Annotated in this window: 19 protein-coding genes; 4 read left to right on the top strand and 15 right to left on the bottom strand. The window is 64.9% G+C overall.

Annotation, left to right across the window (positions count from 1 at the left end):
* Positions 1–54: 54 nt before the first annotated feature.
* On the bottom strand, positions 55–1,275 hold the full coding sequence (locus tag BLP96_RS17815; protein WP_089688869.1) for an argininosuccinate synthase: 1,221 nt from the start codon (positions 1,273–1,275) through the stop codon (positions 55–57).
* Positions 1,276–1,426: 151 nt separating this feature from the next.
* Here BLP96_RS17815 and rnt point away from each other — a divergent pair, with 151 nt between their 5' ends.
* Complete coding sequence (gene rnt / locus BLP96_RS17810; RefSeq protein WP_089688867.1) at positions 1,427–2,092, top strand: ribonuclease T; 666 nt, start codon at positions 1,427–1,429, stop codon at positions 2,090–2,092.
* A gap of 27 nt (positions 2,093–2,119) precedes the next feature.
* Here the strand turns inward: rnt and BLP96_RS17805 are convergent, their stop codons facing one another.
* Complete coding sequence (locus tag BLP96_RS17805) at positions 2,120–2,464, bottom strand: Grx4 family monothiol glutaredoxin (RefSeq protein ID WP_089688865.1); 345 nt, start codon at positions 2,462–2,464, stop codon at positions 2,120–2,122.
* 162 nt (positions 2,465–2,626) lie between these two features.
* On the opposite strand from BLP96_RS17805, the gene argF reads away from it, so the two are divergent.
* Entirely contained in the window at positions 2,627–3,547 is a 921-nt protein-coding gene (gene argF / locus BLP96_RS17800; RefSeq protein ID WP_089688862.1) for an ornithine carbamoyltransferase, read from the top strand.
* Between the two features lie 32 nt (positions 3,548–3,579).
* On the opposite strand, the gene BLP96_RS17795 is transcribed toward argF, so the two are convergent.
* From BLP96_RS17795 to BLP96_RS17785, 3 genes are read right to left on the bottom strand one after another with little or no spacing between them, the layout of a single operon-like run.
* Positions 3,580–5,574: a putative bifunctional diguanylate cyclase/phosphodiesterase gene (locus tag BLP96_RS17795; RefSeq protein WP_143005135.1), complete on the bottom strand. Its 1,995-nt coding sequence runs from the start codon at positions 5,572–5,574 to the stop codon at positions 3,580–3,582.
* Between the two features lie 27 nt (positions 5,575–5,601).
* Positions 5,602–6,294: an OmpA/MotB family protein gene (locus BLP96_RS17790; protein WP_089688858.1), complete on the bottom strand. Its 693-nt coding sequence runs from the start codon at positions 6,292–6,294 to the stop codon at positions 5,602–5,604.
* Positions 6,287–7,105: a motility protein A gene (locus tag BLP96_RS17785; RefSeq protein WP_089688856.1), complete on the bottom strand. Its 819-nt coding sequence runs from the start codon at positions 7,103–7,105 to the stop codon at positions 6,287–6,289. The genes BLP96_RS17790 and BLP96_RS17785 overlap by 8 nt, the downstream gene beginning before the upstream one ends.
* Positions 7,106–7,329: 224 nt before the next feature.
* Here BLP96_RS17785 and BLP96_RS17780 point away from each other — a divergent pair, with 224 nt between their 5' ends.
* Together BLP96_RS17780 and BLP96_RS17775 are read left to right on the top strand one after the other, a co-directional pair.
* Complete coding sequence (locus BLP96_RS17780) at positions 7,330–8,115, top strand: EAL domain-containing protein (RefSeq protein ID WP_089688853.1); 786 nt, start codon at positions 7,330–7,332, stop codon at positions 8,113–8,115.
* 111 nt (positions 8,116–8,226) lie between these two features.
* Positions 8,227–9,432 carry an EAL and HDOD domain-containing protein gene (locus tag BLP96_RS17775; protein WP_176761559.1) on the top strand — a complete coding sequence of 402 codons (1,206 nt, stop codon included), beginning with the start codon at positions 8,227–8,229 and terminating at the stop codon, positions 9,430–9,432.
* 8 nt (positions 9,433–9,440) lie between these two features.
* On the opposite strand, the gene BLP96_RS17770 is transcribed toward BLP96_RS17775, so the two are convergent.
* The 10 genes from BLP96_RS17770 to BLP96_RS17725 form a co-directional block, all read right to left on the bottom strand.
* Positions 9,441–10,145, bottom strand: a complete 705-nt coding sequence (locus tag BLP96_RS17770) for an RNA polymerase sigma factor FliA (RefSeq protein ID WP_089688850.1) — start codon at positions 10,143–10,145, stop codon at positions 9,441–9,443.
* Positions 10,146–10,204: 59 nt separating this feature from the next.
* Positions 10,205–10,588 (bottom strand): flagellar protein FlhE, encoded by a 384-nt coding sequence (locus BLP96_RS17765; protein WP_143005134.1) that lies wholly within the window; start codon positions 10,586–10,588, stop codon positions 10,205–10,207.
* Between the two features lie 17 nt (positions 10,589–10,605).
* Positions 10,606–11,271, bottom strand: coding sequence for a hypothetical protein (locus BLP96_RS17760; RefSeq protein WP_245682305.1), 666 nt, complete (start codon positions 11,269–11,271; stop codon positions 10,606–10,608).
* A complete protein-coding gene (gene flhF / locus BLP96_RS17755) occupies positions 11,271–13,484 on the bottom strand; it encodes a flagellar biosynthesis GTPase FlhF (protein ID WP_176761558.1) in 2,214 nt (737 codons plus the stop codon). Before flhF ends, BLP96_RS17760 begins: the two co-directional genes overlap by 1 nt.
* A 3-nt stretch (positions 13,485–13,487) precedes the next feature.
* Positions 13,488–15,569, bottom strand: a complete 2,082-nt coding sequence (gene flhA / locus BLP96_RS17750) for a flagellar biosynthesis protein FlhA (protein WP_089688846.1) — start codon at positions 15,567–15,569, stop codon at positions 13,488–13,490.
* Complete coding sequence (flhB, locus tag BLP96_RS17745) at positions 15,566–16,732, bottom strand: flagellar biosynthesis protein FlhB (RefSeq protein WP_089688844.1); 1,167 nt, start codon at positions 16,730–16,732, stop codon at positions 15,566–15,568. Before flhB ends, flhA begins: the two co-directional genes overlap by 4 nt.
* A gap of 214 nt (positions 16,733–16,946) precedes the next feature.
* Positions 16,947–17,642: a protein phosphatase CheZ gene (gene cheZ / locus BLP96_RS17740; protein WP_089688842.1), complete on the bottom strand. Its 696-nt coding sequence runs from the start codon at positions 17,640–17,642 to the stop codon at positions 16,947–16,949.
* Positions 17,643–17,688: 46 nt separating this feature from the next.
* Positions 17,689–18,078 carry a chemotaxis response regulator CheY gene (gene cheY, locus BLP96_RS17735; RefSeq protein ID WP_089688840.1) on the bottom strand — a complete coding sequence of 130 codons (390 nt, stop codon included), beginning with the start codon at positions 18,076–18,078 and terminating at the stop codon, positions 17,689–17,691.
* Positions 18,079–18,104: 26 nt separating this feature from the next.
* Positions 18,105–19,859, bottom strand: a complete 1,755-nt coding sequence (locus tag BLP96_RS17730) for a methyl-accepting chemotaxis protein (RefSeq protein ID WP_089688838.1) — start codon at positions 19,857–19,859, stop codon at positions 18,105–18,107.
* Between the two features lie 127 nt (positions 19,860–19,986).
* Positions 19,987–21,048, bottom strand: a complete 1,062-nt coding sequence (locus tag BLP96_RS17725) for a protein-glutamate methylesterase/protein-glutamine glutaminase (protein ID WP_089688836.1) — start codon at positions 21,046–21,048, stop codon at positions 19,987–19,989.
* Positions 21,049–21,098 lie beyond the last annotated feature (50 nt).

Below are 21,098 nucleotides of genomic sequence, written 5' to 3'. Positions count from 1 at the left end.
AAGGCAAGCGCGCCGGCCCGATGGGCCGGCGCGAGCACGACGCAATGCAGGCGATCAATCCTGCTGGCGCCCCTTCCCGGCAGCAATCCTCAACCGCAGGGCGTTGAGCTTGATGAAGCCTTCGGCATCCTTCTGGTCGTAGGCCCCGGCGTCGTCTTCGAAGGTAGCGATCGACTCGTCGAACAGCGACTGCTCCGACTTGCGCCCCACCACGGTGGCGCTGCCCTTGTAGAGCTTCATGCGTACCACGCCGGAGACGTTCTTCTGGGTTTCGTCGATGGCGGCCTGCAGCATGCGCCGCTCGGGGCTCCACCAGTAACCGTTGTAGATCACCTCCGCGTACTTGGGCATCAGCTCGTCCTTGAGATGGGCCTCCTCGCGGTCCAGCGTGATCGACTCGATGGCGCGGTGGGCGCGCAGCATGATGCTGCCGCCAGGAGTTTCGTAGCAGCCGCGAGACTTCATGCCCACGTAGCGGTTTTCGACGATATCGAGACGTCCGATGCCATTGGCGCCACCCAGCTCGTTGAGCTTGGAGAGCACGTCGTGGGGTTTCATCGGCACACCGTCGATGGCCACGATGTCGCCCTTGTCGTAGGTGAGCTCGACGTAGGTAGGACGATCCGGGGCCGCTTCCGGCGAGACGCTCCAGCGCCACATGTCCTCTTCGGCTTCGGCCCACGGATCCTCAAGGATGCCGCCCTCGTAGGAGATATGCAGCAGGTTGGCATCCATGGAGTACGGCGACTTCTTCTTCTGGCTAGTGAAATCCACCGGGATGTCGTGCTGTTGACAGTAGGCCATCAGCTTCTCGCGGGAGGTCAGGTCCCACTCGCGCCACGGAGCGATCACTTTCACGCCGGGCTTGAGCGCATAGGCGCCCAGTTCGAAGCGCACCTGGTCGTTGCCCTTGCCGGTTGCGCCGTGGGAGATCGCATCGGCGCCGGTCTGGTTGGCGATCTCGATGAGGCGCTTGGCGATCAGCGGACGCGCGATGGAGGTGCCCAGCAGGTACTCGCCCTCGTAGATGGTGTTGGCGCGGAACATCGGGTAGACGTAGTCGCGCACGAACTCCTCGCGCAGATCCTCGATGTAGATCTCCTTGACGCCCAGCGCCTGAGCCTTGGTACGCGCCGGCTCCACTTCCTCGCCCTGGCCGATGTCGGCGGTGAAGGTCACGACCTCGCAGTCGTAGGTCTCCTGCAACCACTTGACGATGACGGATGTATCCAGGCCGCCGGAATAGGCCAGCACGACCTTCTTGACATCGGACATTCGGGGCTCCTTTGTGATGAACGACTGAAGAATGAGATTATAGCGTGGCAGCCGCGCGACGAATACCGGCGCGGGACGGCCCCTTGCCAACCTGCTAGACTGCTGTCCACTTTTCGACGACCGACTTCGGCGCATGGATGAGGAGAGGTGCATGAGCGAGGCGATTGCCCGCGACCTGATGGCCCAGAGATTCCGCAGCTTCCTGCCAGTGGTGGTGGACCTGGAAACCGGGGGATTCGACCCTCAGCGGGACGCGATTCTGGAGATCGCCGCCGTCACTCTCACCATGGACCCAGACGGCAATCTACTGCCCGATGCCACCTACGCCTTCCATCTGAACCCCTTCGAGGGGGCCAACATCGAGCAGTCGGCACTGGATTTCACCGGCATCAAGCTCAACGACCCGCTTCGCCAGCGCGTCGCCCTCTCCGAGGCCGAGGCGCTGGGCGAGATCTTCCGGCCGGTACGCAAGGCGATCAAGGCCCACGGTTGCACCCGAGCCGTACTGGTCGGCCACAACTCGGCCTTCGACCATGGCTTTCTGAATGCTGCGGTGGCCCGCTGCGGGATCAAGCGCAACCCCTTCCACCCCTTCTCGAGCTTCGATACGGCGAGCCTCGCCGGGCTGATCTACGGCCAGACCGTACTCGCCCGTGCCTGCCAGGCCGCAGGCATCCCCTTCGACAATCAGGAGGCGCATTCGGCACGCTACGACACCGAACGCACGGCCGACCTCTTCTGCGCCATGGTCAACCGCTACAAGGACCTGGGCGGATGGGCCCAGGCCCAGCGCGAGCAGGGGATGGAAGAGGAGTAAGAAAGGCGAAGCGCCGCTCTTCGAGCTTCAGCCTTCCGGCTGATCGTCCTTGTGCTTGGCCGCGGTTTCCTTGATCAGCGTTTCCAGTTCGCCGTTCTGGTACATCTCGGCGACGATGTCGCAGCCACCCACCAACTCGCCTTCGACCCACAGCTGCGGGAAGGTCGGCCAGTTGGCGTACTTGGGAAGCTCGGCGCGGATGTCCGGATTGTCGAGGACGTTGACGAAGGCGAAACGCTCACCGCAGGACATCAGTGCCTGAACGGTCTGGGCGGAAAATCCGCACTGCGGCAGCTGCGGCGTTCCCTTCATGTAGATCAGGATCGGGTTTTCGCTGATCTGGCGCTGAATGTTCTCGATGGTAGTGCTCATGTGCGCTCCCGGTTCTTTCACATGGGTGCCAAGCCCGCCAATCGGAATACCCGAGTGCGACGCTTGGCCTTTATTCATGGCCCACATTCTACCCATGCCGGGCGCATTGCGCATCCCCCGGCGGCTGGCTAGGATGGGGGTTTTTTCGTGGGAGAAACCTCCATGGCGACACGCCATTTCCTGACGCTGCTGGATCTGAGTCGCGACGAGCTGCATTACCTCATCCAACGCGCCATCACCATCAAGAACCGCTTGCGGGCCCAGGGGCCGACTTACGCGCCCTTCGCCAACCGCACTCTGGCGATGATCTTCGAGAAATCCTCGACGCGCACCCGCGTCTCCTTCGAAACCGCCATGGCCCAGTTCGGCGGCCATGCGCTCTTCCTCTCGCCCCGCGACACCCAGCTCGGCCGAGGCGAGCCGATCGAAGACACGGCCCGCGTACTCGCCGAGATGGTCGACATCGTGATGATACGCACCTTCTCCCACGCGGGCCTCGAGGCGTACGCCGCTGCCAGCGACGTGCCGGTGATCAATGCCCTGACCGACGACTGCCACCCTTGCCAGCTGCTTGCCGATGTCATGACATGGACGGAGCGGCGCGGCAGCGTCAAGGGCAAGACGGCCGTGTGGATCGGCGATGGCAACAACATGTGCCATTCGTGGATCAACGCCGCCCGCCGGTTCGACTTCCAGCTGCGCGTGTGCTGCCCGACGGGTTACGAGCCACGCCAGGACATTCTCGACGCTGCCGGCGACCGGGTGACGGTCGTGCACGATCCTCAGTCAGCGGTCGTGGACGCCGACTTGGTCACCACCGATGTCTGGGCATCCATGGGCCAGGAGGAAGAGCAGGCCAGGCGCGAGGCCGACTTCGCCGGCTTCCAGGTCAGCGAGGCTCTGCTCGACCGTGCCAAGCCCGACGTGCTGTTTCTGCACTGCCTGCCCGCCCACCGCGGGGAGGAGATCAGCGACACCCTGCTCGACGACCCACGCGCCGTGGTCTGGCAGGAGGCCGGCAACCGCCTGCACGCCCAGAAGGCACTGATCGAATTCCTACTGCTGGGTCGCGTCGAGGACTGAGCCCCACGGGCCGCGGCGACATGGCCGAATCGTCAGCGGCCCGTGGTACAAGCAGACACTTCCAGCAGCGCCTCCAGCTCATCGAGCGGCAGCGGACGCGAGAAGAGATAGCCCTGATAGGCGTCACAGCCTTGTTCCGCCAGCCACTGGCAGTGTGCATCGGTTTCCACGCCTTCGGCGATGACCTCGAGGCCCAGGTTGCGGCCCAACTGAATGATCGACGCCGAAATCACTTCGTTGGCGCTGTCCTCGAACAGCGGCCGCACGAAGGATTGGTCGATCTTCAACTGGTCCAGGGGCAGCCGGTTCAAGTAGGAAAGCGACGAATAGCCGGTACCGAAATCGTCCAGGGAAAAGCGCACGCCCAGCGTCTTGAGCCGGCGCATCGTGGCACGCGCGATCTCGGGCTCTTCCATGAACAGAGTTTCGGTGAGCTCCAGCTTGAGTCGCTCGGCCGGCGCCCGAGTGGCCTCCAGGGTGGCTTCCACCTCGGCCACGAAGTCGGGCTGCTGGAACTGGTGGGGACTGATGTTGACCGCCATGGACAGACCCGACGTCTCTCGACGAGTCGCCCAGGTGGCCAGCTGTCGACAGGCAGTTTCCAATACCCAGCGTCCGATGGAAACGATCAGGTAGCTCTCCTCCGCTACCGGGATGAAATCGCCGGGCGGAATCATGCCATGCTCCGGATGCTGCCAGCGCAGCAGCGCTTCCACGCCCGTCACGCGTTGCGTTGCATCGACCTGCACCTGGTAGAACAGGCGCAATTGATCGCGCGCCACCGCCTGCCGCAGGTCCGACTCCAGCATCGCCCGTCGCACCGTCACGGCCTGCATGACGGGATCGAAGAAACGCAGAGTGTTGCGCCCGGCCTGCTTGGCCTGGTACATGGCCATCTCGGCCTGCTGCAGGCACTCCTCGACGCTCCCGGTGCCATCGCCGAGCAGGGTGATGCCGATACTGCCGGACACCGGGTGGCGATGCTCACCGACCCGACACGGCTCGGCCAGCGCCCCGAGCAGCTTGCTGCCCTGGCGCTCGGCGGCCTGCGAGGCGACCTCGAGATCCTCCCCCAGTCCCTCCGCCAGAATCACGAACTCGTCGCCACCGATACGCGCCACCAGGTCGTCGTCGCGACACACCGTCTCGAAACGCCGGGCCACCATCTGCAGCACGTCATCCCCTTGCTGATGCCCCAGGCTGTCGTTGACGTGCTTGAAGCCATCCAGGTCGACGAACAGCACGGCGCCCTGCTGCTGGGTACGCGCATGCGTCTTCAGCGCACGACCGATGCGGTCGATCATCATGCGCCGATTGGGCAGCCCGGTGAGGGGATCGTAGTAGGCCAGGCGATGCGCCTCCTGCTCGGCCGCCTTGCGCGTGCTGATGTCGCTGAGGGTCGCCACGTAGTGGGTGACACGACCGGCGTCGTCGGTCACGGCACTGATGGTGAGTCTCTGCGGGTAGGTGTCGCCGTTCTTGCGCCGATTCCACAGCTCGCCTTGCCAACATCCCTCGTCATGGATGCTCTGCCACATCTCGCGATAGAACGCGGGCGAATGGCGACCGGAATTGAGCATGCGCGGATTGCGTCCCAGCACCTCCGCTTCGCAATATCCGGTGATCGCCTCGAAGGTACTGTTGACCTTCTGGATGCGGCCTTGCGCATCGGTGATGAACATCCCCAGGTGCGTTTCGAACGCCATGGCGGCAATGCGCAGCTCTGCCTGCAGCGAGCGGTTGATGTGCCACAGCCGCTGTTCGCTGCGCATCAGCTCGGCCTCGGTCTTCCGCAGGCGCAGATAGTGCACCAGCGCGAGCAGCCCGGCCAGGGCCACCAACAACCAGCCAATGGACAGCACGAGCACTTTGTGACGCCAATCGGACAGCCAGCTGTCCGCAGTCTGACCAACGACGACCAACAGGATCAACAGCGCCAGCAGACACGTCATCGCCGCCACATACAGGGCGATCGCCTGCCAGGCGCTCCAGCGGTGGGTCATGGGCATGTCGTTATCTGACGACAAGGACACTCCTCGGTTGCAGTGATCTGGCTACTGGCCGGCAGGCTGGCGCAGCAGCAGTTCCACACGACGGTTGGCGGCTCGCCCCTGCGCCGAGTCATTGCTTTCGAGCGGCCGGGTATCGGCATATCCCACGGCACGCAACCGCTCGGCCTCCACACCCAGCTCGGTCAAGAAGCGCAGAACCGCGATGGAGCGCGCCGTGGAAAGCTCCCAGTTAGAAGGAAAGCGCGACGTGGAGATGGGTACGTCGTCGGTATGCCCCTCCACGGAAACCTCGCCGTCGAACTCGGCCAGCGTATCGTGCAGGCTGCCGAGCACTTCTTCGCCCTGCTCGGTCAGCCGGGCATCGCCACTGTCGAACAGCAGATTGTCGTCGATGCGCAGGGTGATGCCGCGATCACCCTCGGCAACGCTCACCCCGTCGATTTCGAGGCCGGAAAAGCGCGGCTTCAGCCCATCGTTGCGCGGTTTCATTCCCGGCGACAGCTGTCCCGCTACGATCATCGCCGCCACCCGCGCCTCCGGCGTGACCGCCTGACGCGACTGACCGCCGGCCTGGGAGCCCATGCTGGCAACGCCATTGCCCATCAACGATACCAGCAGCACGAACAGGGTGATGAGCAGCGTCAGCACGTCCAGATAGCTCATCAGCCACCCCTCCTCGTCGCCCCCACCGGTCGGGGGAGGCTGCAAGGCGTTACGGGTGGTGCTGTCAAGCATTCTGGCCGGCCTCGGTCGGATCGTTCTGGCTTCCCGGGCCGGGGTCGCGAATCTCGTCGTGATAATTGGCCACGAAGGAGTTGAGCGTCTCTTCGATGAAGGAGGGCAAGCGGCGCTTGGTGATCAGCGATATTCCCTCGAGCACCATGTTCATGGCGATCAATCGCTCTTCGGTGCGTCGCTCGAGCTTCACCGCAACGGGCTTGAACACCAGATTGGCGAGCAGGATGCCGTAGAAGGTGGTGAGCAGCGCCACCGCCATGCGCGGCCCGATGACATGCAGATCGCCCGCCTCCATCACTTCCAGCATGTTCACCAACCCCACCAGGGTACCGATCATGCCGAAGGCCGGAGCATAGGTCGCCATGGTGCGGAAGATCTGCGCCTCGGCATGCTCGCGGGCCTTGAGCCGGGCGATGCGCCAGCGCAGCAGATCGAAGATCTCCTCCTCCTTGGTATTGGCGATGACCAATTGGATGCCGGTACGCAGGAAAGGGTTGCGCGTACGCTCCAGCGCATCTTCGACGGCCCGCACGTCGCCCCTGAACCACAGCCGGGCCATGTCGACCAGTTCCTTGATGTCGTCGCGGGTGTAGGTGTTCTCGCGCCGGAAAACCAACCCCACCAAACGAACCACCCGCAACACCTCGCGCAGCGGGTAGCTGATGAAGGTGGCCGCCATGGTGCCCGCCAGCACGATGGCAAGACCCGGCAGGTTCAAGAAGCTCTGCGGCGACTCGGCGGTGAAGAAAAGCACGCTGACCAGCAGTACGATGCTGGCTAACATGCCGATGATGGTGGATGGGTTCATTCAGGGCTCCAGACTGCGAGGGCACGCGTTCTCGATAACACGATATCGGCGATACGGCCCCAGACTTTAGACTGCTGCCACCTTCGGCAGCAACGGCTCAGCGGCATCGTCCTTGATCTCGAACAAGTCCATGACTATCCGTTAAAGATTCCGTCAAAAAGGCCGATGTCATGGCGTAGACGCCCGACTACGGCTGCACCAACACCATACGCCCAGGAGCCTCGATGAGCCGATGCCTCACCACTGCCGATGAGAGCTGCCCCCGCTGCGAGCAGCCGCTTCCCTTCGACTTCACCATGGCATTTCAGCCCATCGTCGACCTGGCGCAGGCCCGGGTGACCACTCATGAAGCGCTGGTGCGCGGTCCCAACGGCGAGTCGGCCTTCAGCATTATCTCCAAGGTGACGCCCAAGCTGCTCTATCGTTTCGACCAGGCCTGCCGCATCCGCGCCATCGAACTGGCAAGCCGGCTGGGAATGACCAGCCACCTCTCCATCAACTTCCTGCCCAATGCGGTCTACGAACCCAGCGCCTGCATCCAGGCGACCCTGGAAGTTTCCAGAAAGGTCGGTTGGCCCGCCGAACGCCTGATCTTCGAAATCACCGAGACCGAGCAGGTGCAGGACCAACAGCATCTGCGCAACATCATCGATACCTACCGTCGCATCGGCTTCACCACCGCTCTCGACGACTTCGGCAACGGCTACGCCAATCTCGACCTGCTGACCGTGCTACGCCCCGACCGCCTGAAGATCGACCGGGCGCTCATCAGCGACTGCGACAGCGACCCACGCCGCCAGGCCATCCTGAACAGCGTGGTGACCCTCGCCGGCGACCTCGACATCGAACTCATCGCCGAAGGCGTCGAAACCCGCGCCGAAGCCTTGTGGCTGGCCCGCAACGGCCTGACTCACCAGCAGGGCTACTTTCACGCCCGACCTGCCCTGGAGGCACTGGCTGGCGACCTCGACTCACATCTGGAGGCGCTGCGTCAGGCACTCGACGACTGACCCGTGCATGTTGCCCGCCACTGACGCGCGCGGACATCGAAGAGGACGCCGCCGCCGTCTTCCCGTATCATGCTCACGCGCCCATCCGCATCCAGCAAGGAGCCATGCAGCATGTCGGAGTCACGGGATCTCGATCCTTGCACCCTTGCCCTCCACCCCATCCACGACAGTGAACATCGCCACGTCGCCGATCGACTCGTGTATCGCCAGCAAAATGGCGACGAGAGCGAAGACATCCTGGCCGCCACCGCCCGCGCCCTGGCTGCCGCCGTCTACGAACTCGGCGACACCGGCCTGCTTGCCGAACGCCTGCTGTTCGTCACGCTGCCATTGTCATGGATCAGTCGTCCCGAGCTGCTGCCGACCCCGGCCAGCCAACTGGTGATCGGTATCGATACCGACGCCCACTTGACCGACGACCTGCTCGGGCGGCTGGACGAGATGCGCGAACGCGGCTATCGGCTCCAGTTGCCAGCCAGCCTGCTGGCACGCGCCCCCGATGCCCTGCTTCCACGCACCGACATCGTGCGGTTGAGCTCGCCCGACGACCTCGACGAAGCCTTGCTGAAGCGCCTGGCCGAGGCCGACCTCGCCCTGCTGGCCGAGCGAATCGACAATGCGGAAGCCCTCGCACGCTATCAGGCCATGGGCTGCCGCTATTACGACGGCCACTATCTGGCCAAGCCCAGTTTCTTCACCTCGCGCCCGCGTGGCCGGCACGGCAACAAGGCCGCCCAGATCCGCCTGATCCAGGCGCTCTACGACGAAGACACCGACCTGCAGCGGCTGCAGGAGTTGGTCGTGCAGATGCCCCACCTCCACGTCGCCATCCTGCGCCGTGCCAATTCCCACTACTTCAATCGCGGCGGCAAGGAAGTCGTCGACCTGCGCCGCGGCATGCAGATCCTCGGTTTGATCGAGCTGCGACGTCTGATCCTGACGCTGACCCTGGCCAGCCTGCAGCCTTCGTCACGCATCGTGCTGCGCATGGCCCTGGTGCGCGCCTTCATGTGTCGCAACCTGGCGGCGCCTTTTCCCGATCTCGATCCCGAGGACGCCTTCACCACGGGCCTTTTCTCGTTGATGGATGCCCTGCTGGAAGAAGATCGCGACGCCCTGCTCGCCAAGCTGCCACTGAACGCGGCCATCATCCACGCCCTGAAGGATAGGCAGGGCCCGCTCTCGGCCGTGCTCAGCCTGGCCGAGAGCCATGAACGCCAGATCGAAGAGATGCCCGACGAGCCCCGTCCGGACCAGTTGCACCGCTGCTACATGGCGGCACTGGATAGCACCCGTGCGCTCATGGGGAACCTCTAGATTCGCGTTCAGTCATCCTCGCGGAGCCGCGTGCGCAGGCGACTCACCGCCTGGCTGTGCAGCTGGCACACGCGTGACTCCGTCACGCCGAGCACGGCACCGATCTCCTTGAGGTTCAGCTCTTCCTGATAGTAGAGCGCCATCAGCAGTTTCTCGCGCTCGGGCAAGGCTTCGATCCCCGCAATGAGCCGAGCGCGTCTCTGTTCGTCGATCAGCTCGTCGAAGGGACGGTCGGCTTCGGCATCGTCCACCCCCGGCTCGAGGCCCTCGTCGAGCAGCGCCTCGAACGGCAGCAGGTGACCGCTGTTGGTATCGCTGAGCAGTTGACGATAGTTCTCGAGATCCATGCCCAGCTCGGTGGCGATCTCCGTCTCCTCGGCAGGCCGCCCCAGGCGCTGCTCCAGGCTGCGTACGGCCTCATCCACTGCCCGGGCATTGCGTCTCACGCTGCGCGGCAACCAATCGCGACTGCGCAGTTCATCCAGCATCGCGCCACGGATGCGCTGGCTGGCGAAAGTGGCAAAGCTGGCCCCCTGGCCGGCATCGAAACGCCCCATGGCCTCCAGCAGACCCACGGTACCGGCCTGAATCAGGTCGTCCAGCTCGATGCTCGCCGGCAGCCGTACCTGCAGCGACAGCGCCTGACGCCTGACCAGCGGCAGGTACTGGTCGAGCAGGTCGTTCTGTTCGATCTTGCCTCGTGCTGTGTACATGCTCTCGTCTCGCGGCCGTCATCCGGATGTTGCGTCAGCGGCGCCCATCCATACCCACGTCATGGCGCTGCGTGGTTCACGATCACCTGCAACCCCTCTACCCTGGCAGCCCCCTGGCCTCGTTCGGCCAACGCAAAGCGAAACCGCAACGGGCCCCGTGCGTCCAGCCCGGCCAGGGCATCCGTCTGCCCGCGCGGACCGGGCAGTACCACGCATCGCACGGGGTGACAGAGCCGGGCGCTCACACGCACCCCCGGATCGATGCGGTAGCGCCAGCGGATGCTGCCGATCCGCTCGCCTCGCGCCAACCGTGGCGTGGGCGGAGCTAGGGTTTCGGAACTCGCCTCACGCTCGGCCATGGCGACATTCACGGCCGGCGCGCTGGCGACCCAGCTACCGGCCGCAGCGGCCGTGGCCATCCACAGGCTTGCCGCTATCAGCAAGGCGCCTCTTCTCCCTTTCACCGGGCCAGCACCAGCAGTTCGATACCGAAATACCTCGCCGCCACCCTCTGCAGGTTGTCCAGCAATCCCTTGGGGCCCACATCCGGCGGATGGACCGCCAACAGTCGCCGCGGGCCGCCTCGTTCGGCCACCTGCTTGAGCACGCGATAGCTGCGGCGAAAGGCTTCCTCGTCACTGCCGACCCACAGTGCCCAACGCGATTGTTCGGCCGCCAGCACCGGTAAATGGGGGCTGGAGGCCTCGAGCGGTACCACGCGCCAACGGCCCGGATCGCCGACCCAGTCGCGCCCCTCGGCGGCCCACGCCTCGAACAGCTCGGTCACCCTGCGAGCCTGACGCTCGCTCGTTCCCGGCAGCCCCAGCACCATCAGCGTTATCGTGTCCGCCGAAGAAGAAGCGCCACGCGACCCTGCCGTAGACGCCCGAGCCGCTCGCCCCGAACCCGACGAAGCGGCGGGCTTCTCGTCAGCAGCCTGTTCCTCGTTCGTCGCCGCGGATGCCGGCTCCGGTTGAGGCGCCGTCAGCGCTGCCGCCTCGTCGCTGTCGGATAGCTCGACCAGCATCTCGGCCACATGACGCGGACAGGCGGCATCGGCCGCCTCGTCTGCCGACTCTCCTCCACTGGCCCACTGTCGCAGGCCGGCGGCTTGATCCATGCCCATCAGCCAGCCTCCCGTTCACCCAGTCCCAGATGGCGAATGGCATCGCGCACCAGAAACAGCTCTACCAACGCTTCCATCAGCGCCACGTCACGCCGCCGACGCCGCCCACCGGCCAGGCCCAGCAATTCGGCACGCAGATCCATGGCCGCCTCGTCATCGGCCAGATCGAGATGCGTCGCCACCGCTGCCGTGCCACTGGCCAACAGCAGACGCACGTCGGGCCGCAGCTCGCCGAGTTCCTGCGGCTCGATACGCTGCCAGGCCCGTCGGGTGAGCAGGGCCAGACCGTCGCCCTGAAGCTGGTGAAGCAGCAGCGGCACGGGCTGGCGTCCGAGCCGCGCCGGGGTCAGCCAATAGCGCCGCGCAACCAGCCGTCCGCTTTCCGCATCCCGCACCTCGGCGAACCAGGCCTGCACCGCGAGCCCTTCATCGCCACGCCGCGACGGCCTGGGCATCGCATTCACCGCCAAGGTGGCGAGCTTGAGCCGAGAAGCCATGCCGCGAAAGCGACAGTGCGCCTCATCGAGGGGCTCGGCCAGCGCGGCCAGTGACTTGAGAGGGTCTCGCTCGCCGGCATGTTCGACGCGTTGGCTGCCGCGCACCTGGCTGACCCAGCTCTGCGAACGGCTCTCCAGCCACTGGCAGGCAACGGCATCGGGCAGCCCAGCCATGAGGTGCACACTGGCCCCGAGCCGCCCTTCGGCTTCGGCCAGCCGCGGCTGCTGGCCGGCCACCTGGCGGTGCTGCAGCAGCGGCAGCGCCAGCCAGTCGCCGTCGGCATTCAAGGCGATGTCCGGCATCGCCCAGGAAGCACCGCTCACCCGACGACGTTCGCTCCACAGCATGCCCAGCGCCCGCTCGGGCCCGGGATAGTCGGCCAGCAGCTCGTCCAGACGCTGCTGCTGCACCACGGCAGGCAAGCCCAGCAGATCCCAGACGCGCTCCAGCTCGTCGAAACCATCCAGTCGCTGACGCAGCGCCTGCAGGGTACCTGCCAGTCGTCTCCCCTGGCCCATGAGCGTCGGCGTGCGTCCCGCGGATGCCTGATGCGGTACCGAATCGGCACCCGAGGAAGCCGCCTCGCGGTGCTGGGCGAAAGCCTCGTCGATGAGCTTGGGCGGCTCGGCCAGCGACATGTCCTCGGGGACGCGCTGCCCGTGGGAGACGAACAGCAAGCGCAAGCCGTGACGCATGACGACATCCAGCGCCGGTGCCAAACGGCCGGCCTCATCGTGCTTGGTGATCACGCAATCGTTGAGCTCGGCGCCCGCGGCCTGAGCCGCCTGGCGATAACGCTGCACGACCTCTTCGAGCGTTTCCGGCTGGCTCGCGGCATTGAGCAACAGCACCAGACGCACCGGCGTCGTGCCACCGCGCAGGTGTCCGACCTGCTCGATGATCCGATGGTCGCGCTGACTCATGCCCACGGTATCGATGATCACCCAGGACTTGCCCTGCATCCGGCCCAGCAGGTCGTTGACCGGCTGATCGGCGGTGAGAGCGAACATCGGCACGTCGAGCAACCGCGCATATATGCGCAGCTGCTCGTGGGCGCCGATCCGAAAGCTGTCGGTGGTGACCAGTGCCACGGGACGGGTGCCGTGGCGCATCACGTAGCGGGCCGCCAGCTTCGCCGTGGTGGTCGTCTTGCCCACCCCGGTGGGTCCGATCAGCGCCACCACGCCGGTGCGATCGAGAAACCTCGCCTCGTCGTCGAGCCCAGCGAGACGCTGCACCAACTGGCGTTTGACCCACGCCATCGCACGGTCGTCCCGAATGTCGGTACCCACCAGCTCGTCGGGGAGAGCCGCGACGATCTCATCGGCCAGCGCCGTGCCGAAACCGACGCCCAGCAGCAGCTCACGGACCTGACCGTCCAGGCCAGCAGGCGTCTCGCGCCCCGGTTGATCGCGCGCCAACAGGGCACGCATGTCCCGCATCTCCTCCAGCAGCTTCTCGCTCATGGCGGCAAAGGCGCTGTCCGCAGAGGTGGACGAGGCGGGACTGGAGGCAGAAGCTTCCCGGGGGGCGGGCGAGACGGGTGTCGCCGACTCCCCACTGCCACCGGGCGCCGCCGATTCGGCCATGGCCAGAATCTCGACGCCACTGTCGGTTCGCCGATTGGCCAGGATCAGCGCTTCGTCACCCAGCGCCTCGCGCACCTGGCGCATGGCATCGCGGCTGTTGGCACCGGTGAATCGCATGACGCTCATGGTTTATCGACCTCCCACCAGGGTCGTGACGCGTAGAGTTCGATCATCGGGAATCTCCGCCTGGGACATCACCACCAGATGCCGCAGCCGACGCCGCAGGAAGCGTGCCAGCAAGGGCCGCAAGGCATGCTGCACGACCAGCACCGGTGGCTCGCCACTCGCCTCGTGACGCTGAAGCGCCTGCTCGGCCTGGGTCATCAGGGTTTCGGCAAGCCCCGGTTCCAGCGCGCCGTTGCCGTTCATGGCCTGCATCAGCACCTGCTCCAGTTGGGCATCCAACCCCATCACGTTGAGGGTCTCCTGACCGGCGAACCACTGCTGGGTGATGGCCCGGCCCAGGGCGATGCGCACCACGGCCGTGAGCTCGTTGGGATCCTGCTGCTGGGACGCATGTTCGGCCAGGGTATCGAGAATGGTGCGCATGTCGCGAATCGACACCTCTTCTTCGAGCAGGTTCTGCAGAATGCGCTGCAGCACCGTGAGGCTGATCGCCTTGGGCACCACGTCCTCGACCAGCGACTTCTGGTCGTCGCCCAGCTTGTCGAGCAGCTTCTGTACTTCCTGTCGGCCGAGCATCTCGGCGGAATGACGATGCAGCAGATGGTTGAGATGCGTAGCCACCACGGTACCGGCGTCCACCACGGTATAGCCATAGACCTGAGCATGTTCGCGCTGGGCGGAATCGATCCAGACCGCCGGCAACCCGAAGGCCGGATCCTGGGTCGGCGTACCCTGCAGCTGGCCGGTAACCTGGCCTGGATCGATGGCCAGCCACTGGCCGGGAAACGCCTCGGCTCGGCCGATCTCCGCTCCCTTGAGGGAGATCGTGTAGGTATTGGCGCCCAGCTCCAGATTGTCGCGAATGTGCACCACGGCCGGTAGAAAGCCGACTTCCTGGGCGAACTTCTTGCGCACGCTCTTGATGCGCGCCAGCAACTCCCCATCTTGGCGCTGATCGACCAGCGGAATCAGGCGATGGCCGACCTCGAGCCCCAGGGTGTCGACCAGTTGGACGTCGTCCCAGCTCGCTTCGGGAGCCTCCGGCGCTGGCGGCGGCGCGGTCTGCATCTCCTTTTCGACCAGCTTTCGCTCCTGCTGGCGCAGCAACCACCAGGCGATACCGCCGAGTATGGCGGTGAAGATCAGGAATACCAGGTTGGGCATGCCCGGCACCAGGCCCAGCAACCCCATGACCATCGCCGCCAGGATCATCACTTGCGGATTGACGAACAGCTGGCTGATCATCTGCTGCCCGACGTCCTGATCGGTGTTGACACGGGATACCGTGACGCCGGCCGCCGTGGAGATCACCAGCGCTGGAATCTGGGCCACCAGGCCGTCGCCGATGGTCAGCAGCGTGTAGGTACGCCCAGCGTCGGAAAAGCTCATGTCGTGCTGCAGCATGCCGATGAGCAGCCCGCCGATGATGTTGACCACCATGATCACCAGGCCGGCCATGGCGTCACCGCGCACGAACTTGCTGGCACCGTCCATGGAGCCGTAGAAGTCGGCCTCCTGAGCCACGTCGGCACGACGCTGGCGCGCATCGTCCTCTCCGATCAGGCCGGCATTGAGGTCGGCGTCGATGGCCATCTGCTTGCCGGGCATGGCATCCAGCATGAAGCGCGCCCCCACTTCGGCGATGCGCCCGGCGCCCTTGGTGATGACCATGAAGTTGATGATGACCAGGATCAGGAACACCACCAGGCCGACGGCGAAGTTGCCACCCACGAGGAAACTGCCGAACGCCTCGATGACCTTGCCTGCCGCATCGCCGCCGCCATGCCCCTCCATCAGCACCACGCGTGTGGATGCCACGTTGAGCGACAGACGCAGCAGAGTGGTGAACAGCAGCACCGCCGGAAAGGCGGCGAAGTCCAGGGGCTTCTCGGTGAACATGCTGACCAGCAGCACCATCACCGCCAGCGCGATGTTGAAGGTGAACAGCAGATCCAGGACGAACGGCGGCAGCGGCAGGATCATCATGGCCAGGATCATCATGATCAAGACCGGTCCTGCCAGCAGTTTCATGCGCACGTCACCCAGCCAGTCACGGCGCCCCAGATAGTGACTCAGGGATCTCATTCACGCGCCCCGTTCGGTTCGGCGTCGTTGCCCGGCACCGCCATGGAAGGCGGCACCGGCAGGTTCTCGGGCGTTGGCGGCACGTCTCCCCCCTCGTCATTCACGTGCTTGAGACGGAAGGCCCAGGCCAGCACTTCCGCCACGGCAGTATACAGATCCAGCGGTATTTCGCTGTCCAGATCGACATGATGGTAGAGCGCACGGGCCAAGGGTGCCGCCTCGAGCAGAGGCACGCCGGCCTCGACACCCAGTTCTCGGATGCGCGCCGCCACCGCATCGGCCCCCTTGGCCACCACTCGCGGTGCGCCCATACGGGCTTCGTCGTACTTCAATGCCACCGCATAGTGAGTGGGGTTGGTGATGACGACGTCCGCCTCCGGCACCTGGCTCATCATCCGGCCCCTCGCCATGGCCTGCTGCTGGGAGCGGATGCGAGCCTTGACGTGAGGATCGCCCTCGGACTCCTTGTGCTCGCGCTTGATCTCTTCCTTGGTCATGCGCAGCTTCTTGGTGTGGCTCCACAGCTGATACGGCACGTCGATGAGGATCACCACCAGCAGCGTCAGTACCATCAGTCCGCATGCCTGAGCGGCCAGCATCAACGCCTTGGCCAGGCCCTGGGTCGTCGGCATATCGAGCAGCGCCAGGTATTCATGACGCTTCAAGTAGAGAAAGCCCATTCCCACGCCGCCCACCAGCACGGATTTCGCGACCGCCTTGGCGAACTCCACCAGCGCCTGGGTGCCCAGCATTCGCTTGAGCCCCTTGAACGGGTTGAGCTTGCCGAGCTGCGGCTTGAGCGACTTGGCAGAGATCAACCAGCCACCCAGCAGCGCCGGGGCCACCAGAGCGATCAGTGCCAACAGCAGGAACAGAGGCAGCATGGCCACCAGCGTTCGCTGACCGAGCTCGAGCACCTTGGCAAGCATCGGCCCGGTATCGAAGGCCTGACGACGCTCGAAGAGGAAGGCCTGCTCCATGACCGTTCCCAACTGGTCATAGAGCAGGCCACCCATCGTCCACATGCCGACGACGCCGCCCAGCAGCATGAGAAAGGTGGTCAGCTCGCGTGATCGCGCAACCTGCCCTTCCTCACGCGCTTTTTCCAGGCGTCGTGGCGTGGGCTCTTCGGTCTTTTCCTGATCGCTGCTCTCGTCGGCCATGGACCACTACCCGACACGGGTTTTTCCAGCCTGCCATTGTGGCGGCAAGACAGCCGAGGCCATACGCCAAAAAGCGCCAATGATCGTGGCTTTATCGACCCTGACGAGCCACCGGGAAAAAGGTACGGCGCGCTGGAACGCGCGCCGTGGCAGGAGGCAGAAGCCAAGGCGTCTGCCGAAAAGGCGGCAAGCGCAGCCGGTTTTCCGGCAAGGACTAGAAGCCCAACTGGTCCAGCAGGTCGTCCACCTGATCCTGATCGGTAACGATGTCAGCGGCATCCGGCTTGACCTGAGGGCCATTGAGCAAGCCCTCATCCCGCTTGCGGGCGTCGTTTTCCCACTGATCGTTGGCCTGGCGCTGCATGCTTTCGCGGGCCAGCTCCTCGGGGACGTTGTCGATCAGCACCTGAACGAGCTGATGCTCGATCTCGCGGATCACGTCCATCATCTTCTTGATCACCTGGCCGGTCAGGTCCTGGAAGTCCTGGGCCATCATGATCTCGAGGAGTTCCTTCTGCGTGGCCTGAGCCTTTTCCGGGACATCGGCCAGGTAGGTACGCGTCTCCTTGACCAGTTCGCGGGCGTCATCGAGTTCCTTGGGTTCGGCGAACCAGTCGGCCCAGCGCCTGTCGAGATCGACGGCTCGCTCGTTGAGCGAGTCCTGCAGCGGCTGGGCGCGGTCGATGGCGTTCAACGCCCGCTCCGCCGCCTGCTCGGTCATGCTGGCTACATAGCTGAGGCGATCGCGGGCATCGGGAATGGCCTCTGCCGCCTTTTCGATCTCCTTGTCCAGCCCCAGCTCCCGCATGCTCTCGCGCAGCATGCGCGTGAGCTGGCCAATTCGCTGGACCAGATCGTCGCCCGCGGCGCCCGATGACCGGACATCGTCCGGCTGCTCGTTTGCGCTCATCTTTCGTCTCCTCGTACCGGCGAGCGCAAGCCGCCCGCCGGTCTCGTCATTTGCCCAGCTTCTCGAAGATCTTGTTCAGCTTCTCTTCCAGAGTCGCTGCCGTGAACGGCTTGACCACGTAGCCGCTGGCACCGGCCTGAGCGGCGGCGATGATGTTTTCCTTCTTCGCCTCGGCGGTCACCATCAGCACCGGCAGCTCCTTGAGCTCGTCATCGGCACGGATCTGCTTGAGCATCTCCAGGCCATCGAGGTTCGGCATGTTCCAGTCGGACACCACGAACTCGAAGTCGCCGGCACGCAGCTTGCTCAGTGCGTCCTGGCCATCTTCGGCCTCCTCGACGTTGGTATATCCCAGCTCCTTGAGCAGGCTGCGAACGATCCGGCGCATGGTCGGAAAATCATCGACCACCAGAAAGCTCATGTCTTTATCGGCCATCGGACATCCTCATTTCATTCGAACGATTAAAACTCTTCCCAGTCCCCTTCGGCGACGGTTTCACGCGCCGGGGTGCTGCGAGACTGGGGTTTGGGATCCACCGGTGCCGCCTGGCGCGACTCACGGGGAGTCGGCAGGCTGGCGGAAGTCGCCGCCGAACGGCCGTTCTCGCCTTCACGAGGGCTCGGCCCACGGCCAGCGGTCGGGGCGGCATGCCGAGCATCACTGGCCAGGCGGAAGACCGCCACGGCCCGCTCGAGACGGTTGGCCTGCTCCTCCAGCGAGGCAGCGGCCACCGATGCCTGCTGAACCAGCGAGGCGTTCTGCTGAGTCACCTGATCCATCTGCTCCACGGCATGGCTCACCTGCTCGATGCCATCGCTCTGCTCCTGGGAAGCCGCCGAGATCTCGTCCATGATATCGGTCACCCGCCGCACGGCCTTGACCACCTCCTGCATGGTATCGCCAGCATCGCGCACCAACACCGAGCCATCCTTGATCTGGGTGACCGAGTCGTCGATCAGCGACTTGATGTCCTTCGCCGCCGTGGCACTGCGGCTGGCCAGGTTGCGCACTTCGCCGGCCACCACGGCGAAACCGCGCCCCTGCTCACCGGCACGCGCCGCCTCCACCGAGGCATTGAGCGCCAGGATGTTGGTCTGGAAGGCAATCGAGTCGATCAAGCCGGTGATGTCGCTGATCTTCTGGGAGCTCTCGGAGATGCCATCCATGGTGGTCACCACCCGGTCGACCACTTCCCCACCGCGCTCGGCGGTAGTCGAGGCCTCCTGCGCCAGGCCGCTGGCCTGGCGGGCGTTGTCGGCGTTCTGGCGTACCGTGCTGGTCAGCTCCTGCATGCTGGAAGCGGTCTCTTCCAGCGAGGCCGCCTGCTGCTCGGTGCGCGAGGAAAGATCGGCGTTGCCGCTGGCGATCTCGCGGGTACCCACGTGGATGGAGTCGCTGCTGGTGCGCACGCCGCCGACGATCCCGATCAGGCTCTGCTGCATGCCGCGCATGGCGTTGAGCAGCCGCCCGACCTCGTTGCGCCCACCTTCGGGAATCCGCGACGTGAGATCGGCATTGGCGATGGCATCCAGGTTCTCGACCGCGACATTGAGCGGGCGGATCACCACGCTGCGCAGGCCCAGATAGATCAGACCGACGAGCAGCACTACCGCGGCCATCACCCCCCATTCGACCCAGGCGATCATCGACGAGAAGGCATCGAGTTCCGCCTTGAGCGCATCGCCACGCTCCGAGGCATAGCGCACGAACTCGGTCATGGCCGCTGCCTTGTCTTCAGCCGGTTCGGCCATCTCCTCGCGCAGCACGTTGAAGCCGGTGGAATCCATCGTATCCAGTGCCGTATGCTGCTCTTCCGCCAGCTCGAGAACGGCCTGGAACGTCTCCTCGACACGCGCCCCCAGCGCCTCGCCCTGCGAGGTACGGGGCACGGAAGCATAGTTCTCGAAGCGCACTTCGGCACGTTCCAACTGGTCGAGAGCCGAGTCCAGGCGTTCGTCGGCTTGGCCGCTGCGCCCCAGCATGAACAGGTTGGAAGCCACTTCCAGATCATAGAGAGAGCCTCTCAGCAAGGCGTCGGCACGGTTGATCTCGTTGAGCTGCTCGACGTTGACCTGCTCCAGGGTGTCGATCGTTTCCTGCGATGTGCGATCGGCGAGGGTCGCAATGACCACGTTGGCGGCAAAGGCCAACAGGAAGAATGCCAAAGCCGCGATGACGGCGGCATGGATGCTCAGGTTGCGCAGGAAACGGGTCATTGGGGCGGCACCTCGGTTCGAGTGAGGAATACGGTCATGTTAGGCATTGCGGCTGTTCGTCTTGCTGAGAGTTGACGGCATCCTTGACGGTATTCCCGCGCTTTCCTGCGCAGCGAAGCTGGTTGCGTCATACCCGCTGCGCTCGACCCGAGGCGGCTATCAACGCCATCACTCGCTCGGGAATGTGCTCCAGCGACACCACCTCCTGGGCACCGCCCATGGCGATCGCCTCGCGAGGCATGCCGAATACCACGCAGCTCGCTTCGTCCTGGGCGATGGTCGGCGAGCCGGCCTGGCGCATCTCGAGCAGCCCTGCCGCGCCGTCCTTGCCCATGCCGGTGAGCAGCACGCCGATGGCGTTGCGCCCGGCCTGGGTCGCTGCCGAGTGAAACAATACGTCGACCGAGGGGCGATGACGATTGACGGGAGGACCATCATCGAGACGCGCCACGTAGTTGGCGCCGCTGCGCGCCAGCTTGAGGTGATGGTCTCCCGGAGCGATGTAGGCATGGCCGGGCAGCACCCGCTCGCCGTCGGAGGCTTCCTTGACGGTGATGCTGCACAGGCGATCCAGCCGCTCCGCGAACGAGCGAGTGAATCCGCCCGGCATGTGCTGGGTGATCAGAATCGCCGGGCTGTTGGCGGGCAGCGGTTCGAGCACCGCGCGGATCGCCTCGGTACCGCCGGTGGAGGCGCCGATGATGATGAGCTTCTCGCTGGTGCTGATGGGTGCCTTGAGCCGGGCAGGCGCCGGCGTGTCGTGCTTGCGCGCCTGGCGGGGACGCGACTTGGCAGCGGCGCGGATCTTCTCGGCGATGTCGTCTGCGTATTCGCGCATGCCGCTGCGAATGCCCAGCGACGGCTTGGCGACGAAGTCCAACGCGCCCAGCTCCAGTGCGCGCAGGGTGATCTCGGAGCCCGCCTGGGTCAGCGACGACACCATCAGCACCGGCATGGGGCGCAGGCGCATCAGGCGCTCGAGGAAATCGAGCCCATCCATGCGCGGCATTTCCACGTCCAGCGTCAACACATCGGGGTTGTGGCGCTTGATCAGGTCGCGGGCCACCAGCGGATCGGGTGCCACGGCAACCACTTCCATGTCGGGCTGTTCGTTGATGATTTCGCTGAGCAAATCGCGAATCAGCGCCGAATCATCGACGCACAGCACCTTGATCGTTGTCGATCCCAAGGCAAGCCTCCTAGTTTGGCGAACCGCTGCCGGCGGTCCGCGGCGATAAC

The sequence above is a fragment of the Billgrantia gudaonensis genome, assembly GCF_900100195.1.
Classification (GTDB): domain Bacteria; phylum Pseudomonadota; class Gammaproteobacteria; order Pseudomonadales; family Halomonadaceae; genus Halomonas; species Halomonas gudaonensis.
The sequence above is the reverse complement of the archived record's forward strand: the minus strand, read 5'-3'. Positions and strand labels throughout refer to the sequence as shown.

Coding starts and splice junctions, on each gene's coding strand:
- BLP96_RS17815 (WP_089688869.1), bottom strand. CDS start 1,275: ATGTCCGATGTCAAGAAGGTCGTGCTGGCCTATTCCGGCGGCCTGGAT.
- rnt (WP_089688867.1), top strand. CDS start 1,427: ATGAGCGAGGCGATTGCCCGCGACCTGATGGCCCAGAGATTCCGCAGC.
- BLP96_RS17805 (WP_089688865.1), bottom strand. CDS start 2,464: ATGAGCACTACCATCGAGAACATTCAGCGCCAGATCAGCGAAAACCCG.
- argF (WP_089688862.1), top strand. CDS start 2,627: ATGGCGACACGCCATTTCCTGACGCTGCTGGATCTGAGTCGCGACGAG.
- BLP96_RS17790 (WP_089688858.1), bottom strand. CDS start 6,294: ATGCTTGACAGCACCACCCGTAACGCCTTGCAGCCTCCCCCGACCGGT.
- BLP96_RS17785 (WP_089688856.1), bottom strand. CDS start 7,105: ATGAACCCATCCACCATCATCGGCATGTTAGCCAGCATCGTACTGCTG.
- BLP96_RS17780 (WP_089688853.1), top strand. CDS start 7,330: ATGAGCCGATGCCTCACCACTGCCGATGAGAGCTGCCCCCGCTGCGAG.
- BLP96_RS17775 (WP_176761559.1), top strand. CDS start 8,227: ATGTCGGAGTCACGGGATCTCGATCCTTGCACCCTTGCCCTCCACCCC.
- BLP96_RS17770 (WP_089688850.1), bottom strand. CDS start 10,145: ATGTACACAGCACGAGGCAAGATCGAACAGAACGACCTGCTCGACCAG.
- BLP96_RS17760 (WP_245682305.1), bottom strand. CDS start 11,271: ATGGGCATGGATCAAGCCGCCGGCCTGCGACAGTGGGCCAGTGGAGGA.
- flhF (WP_176761558.1), bottom strand. CDS start 13,484: ATGAGCGTCATGCGATTCACCGGTGCCAACAGCCGCGATGCCATGCGC.
- flhA (WP_089688846.1), bottom strand. CDS start 15,569: ATGAGATCCCTGAGTCACTATCTGGGGCGCCGTGACTGGCTGGGTGAC.
- flhB (WP_089688844.1), bottom strand. CDS start 16,732: ATGGCCGACGAGAGCAGCGATCAGGAAAAGACCGAAGAGCCCACGCCA.
- cheZ (WP_089688842.1), bottom strand. CDS start 17,642: ATGAGCGCAAACGAGCAGCCGGACGATGTCCGGTCATCGGGCGCCGCG.
- cheY (WP_089688840.1), bottom strand. CDS start 18,078: ATGGCCGATAAAGACATGAGCTTTCTGGTGGTCGATGATTTTCCGACC.
- BLP96_RS17730 (WP_089688838.1), bottom strand. CDS start 19,859: ATGACCCGTTTCCTGCGCAACCTGAGCATCCATGCCGCCGTCATCGCG.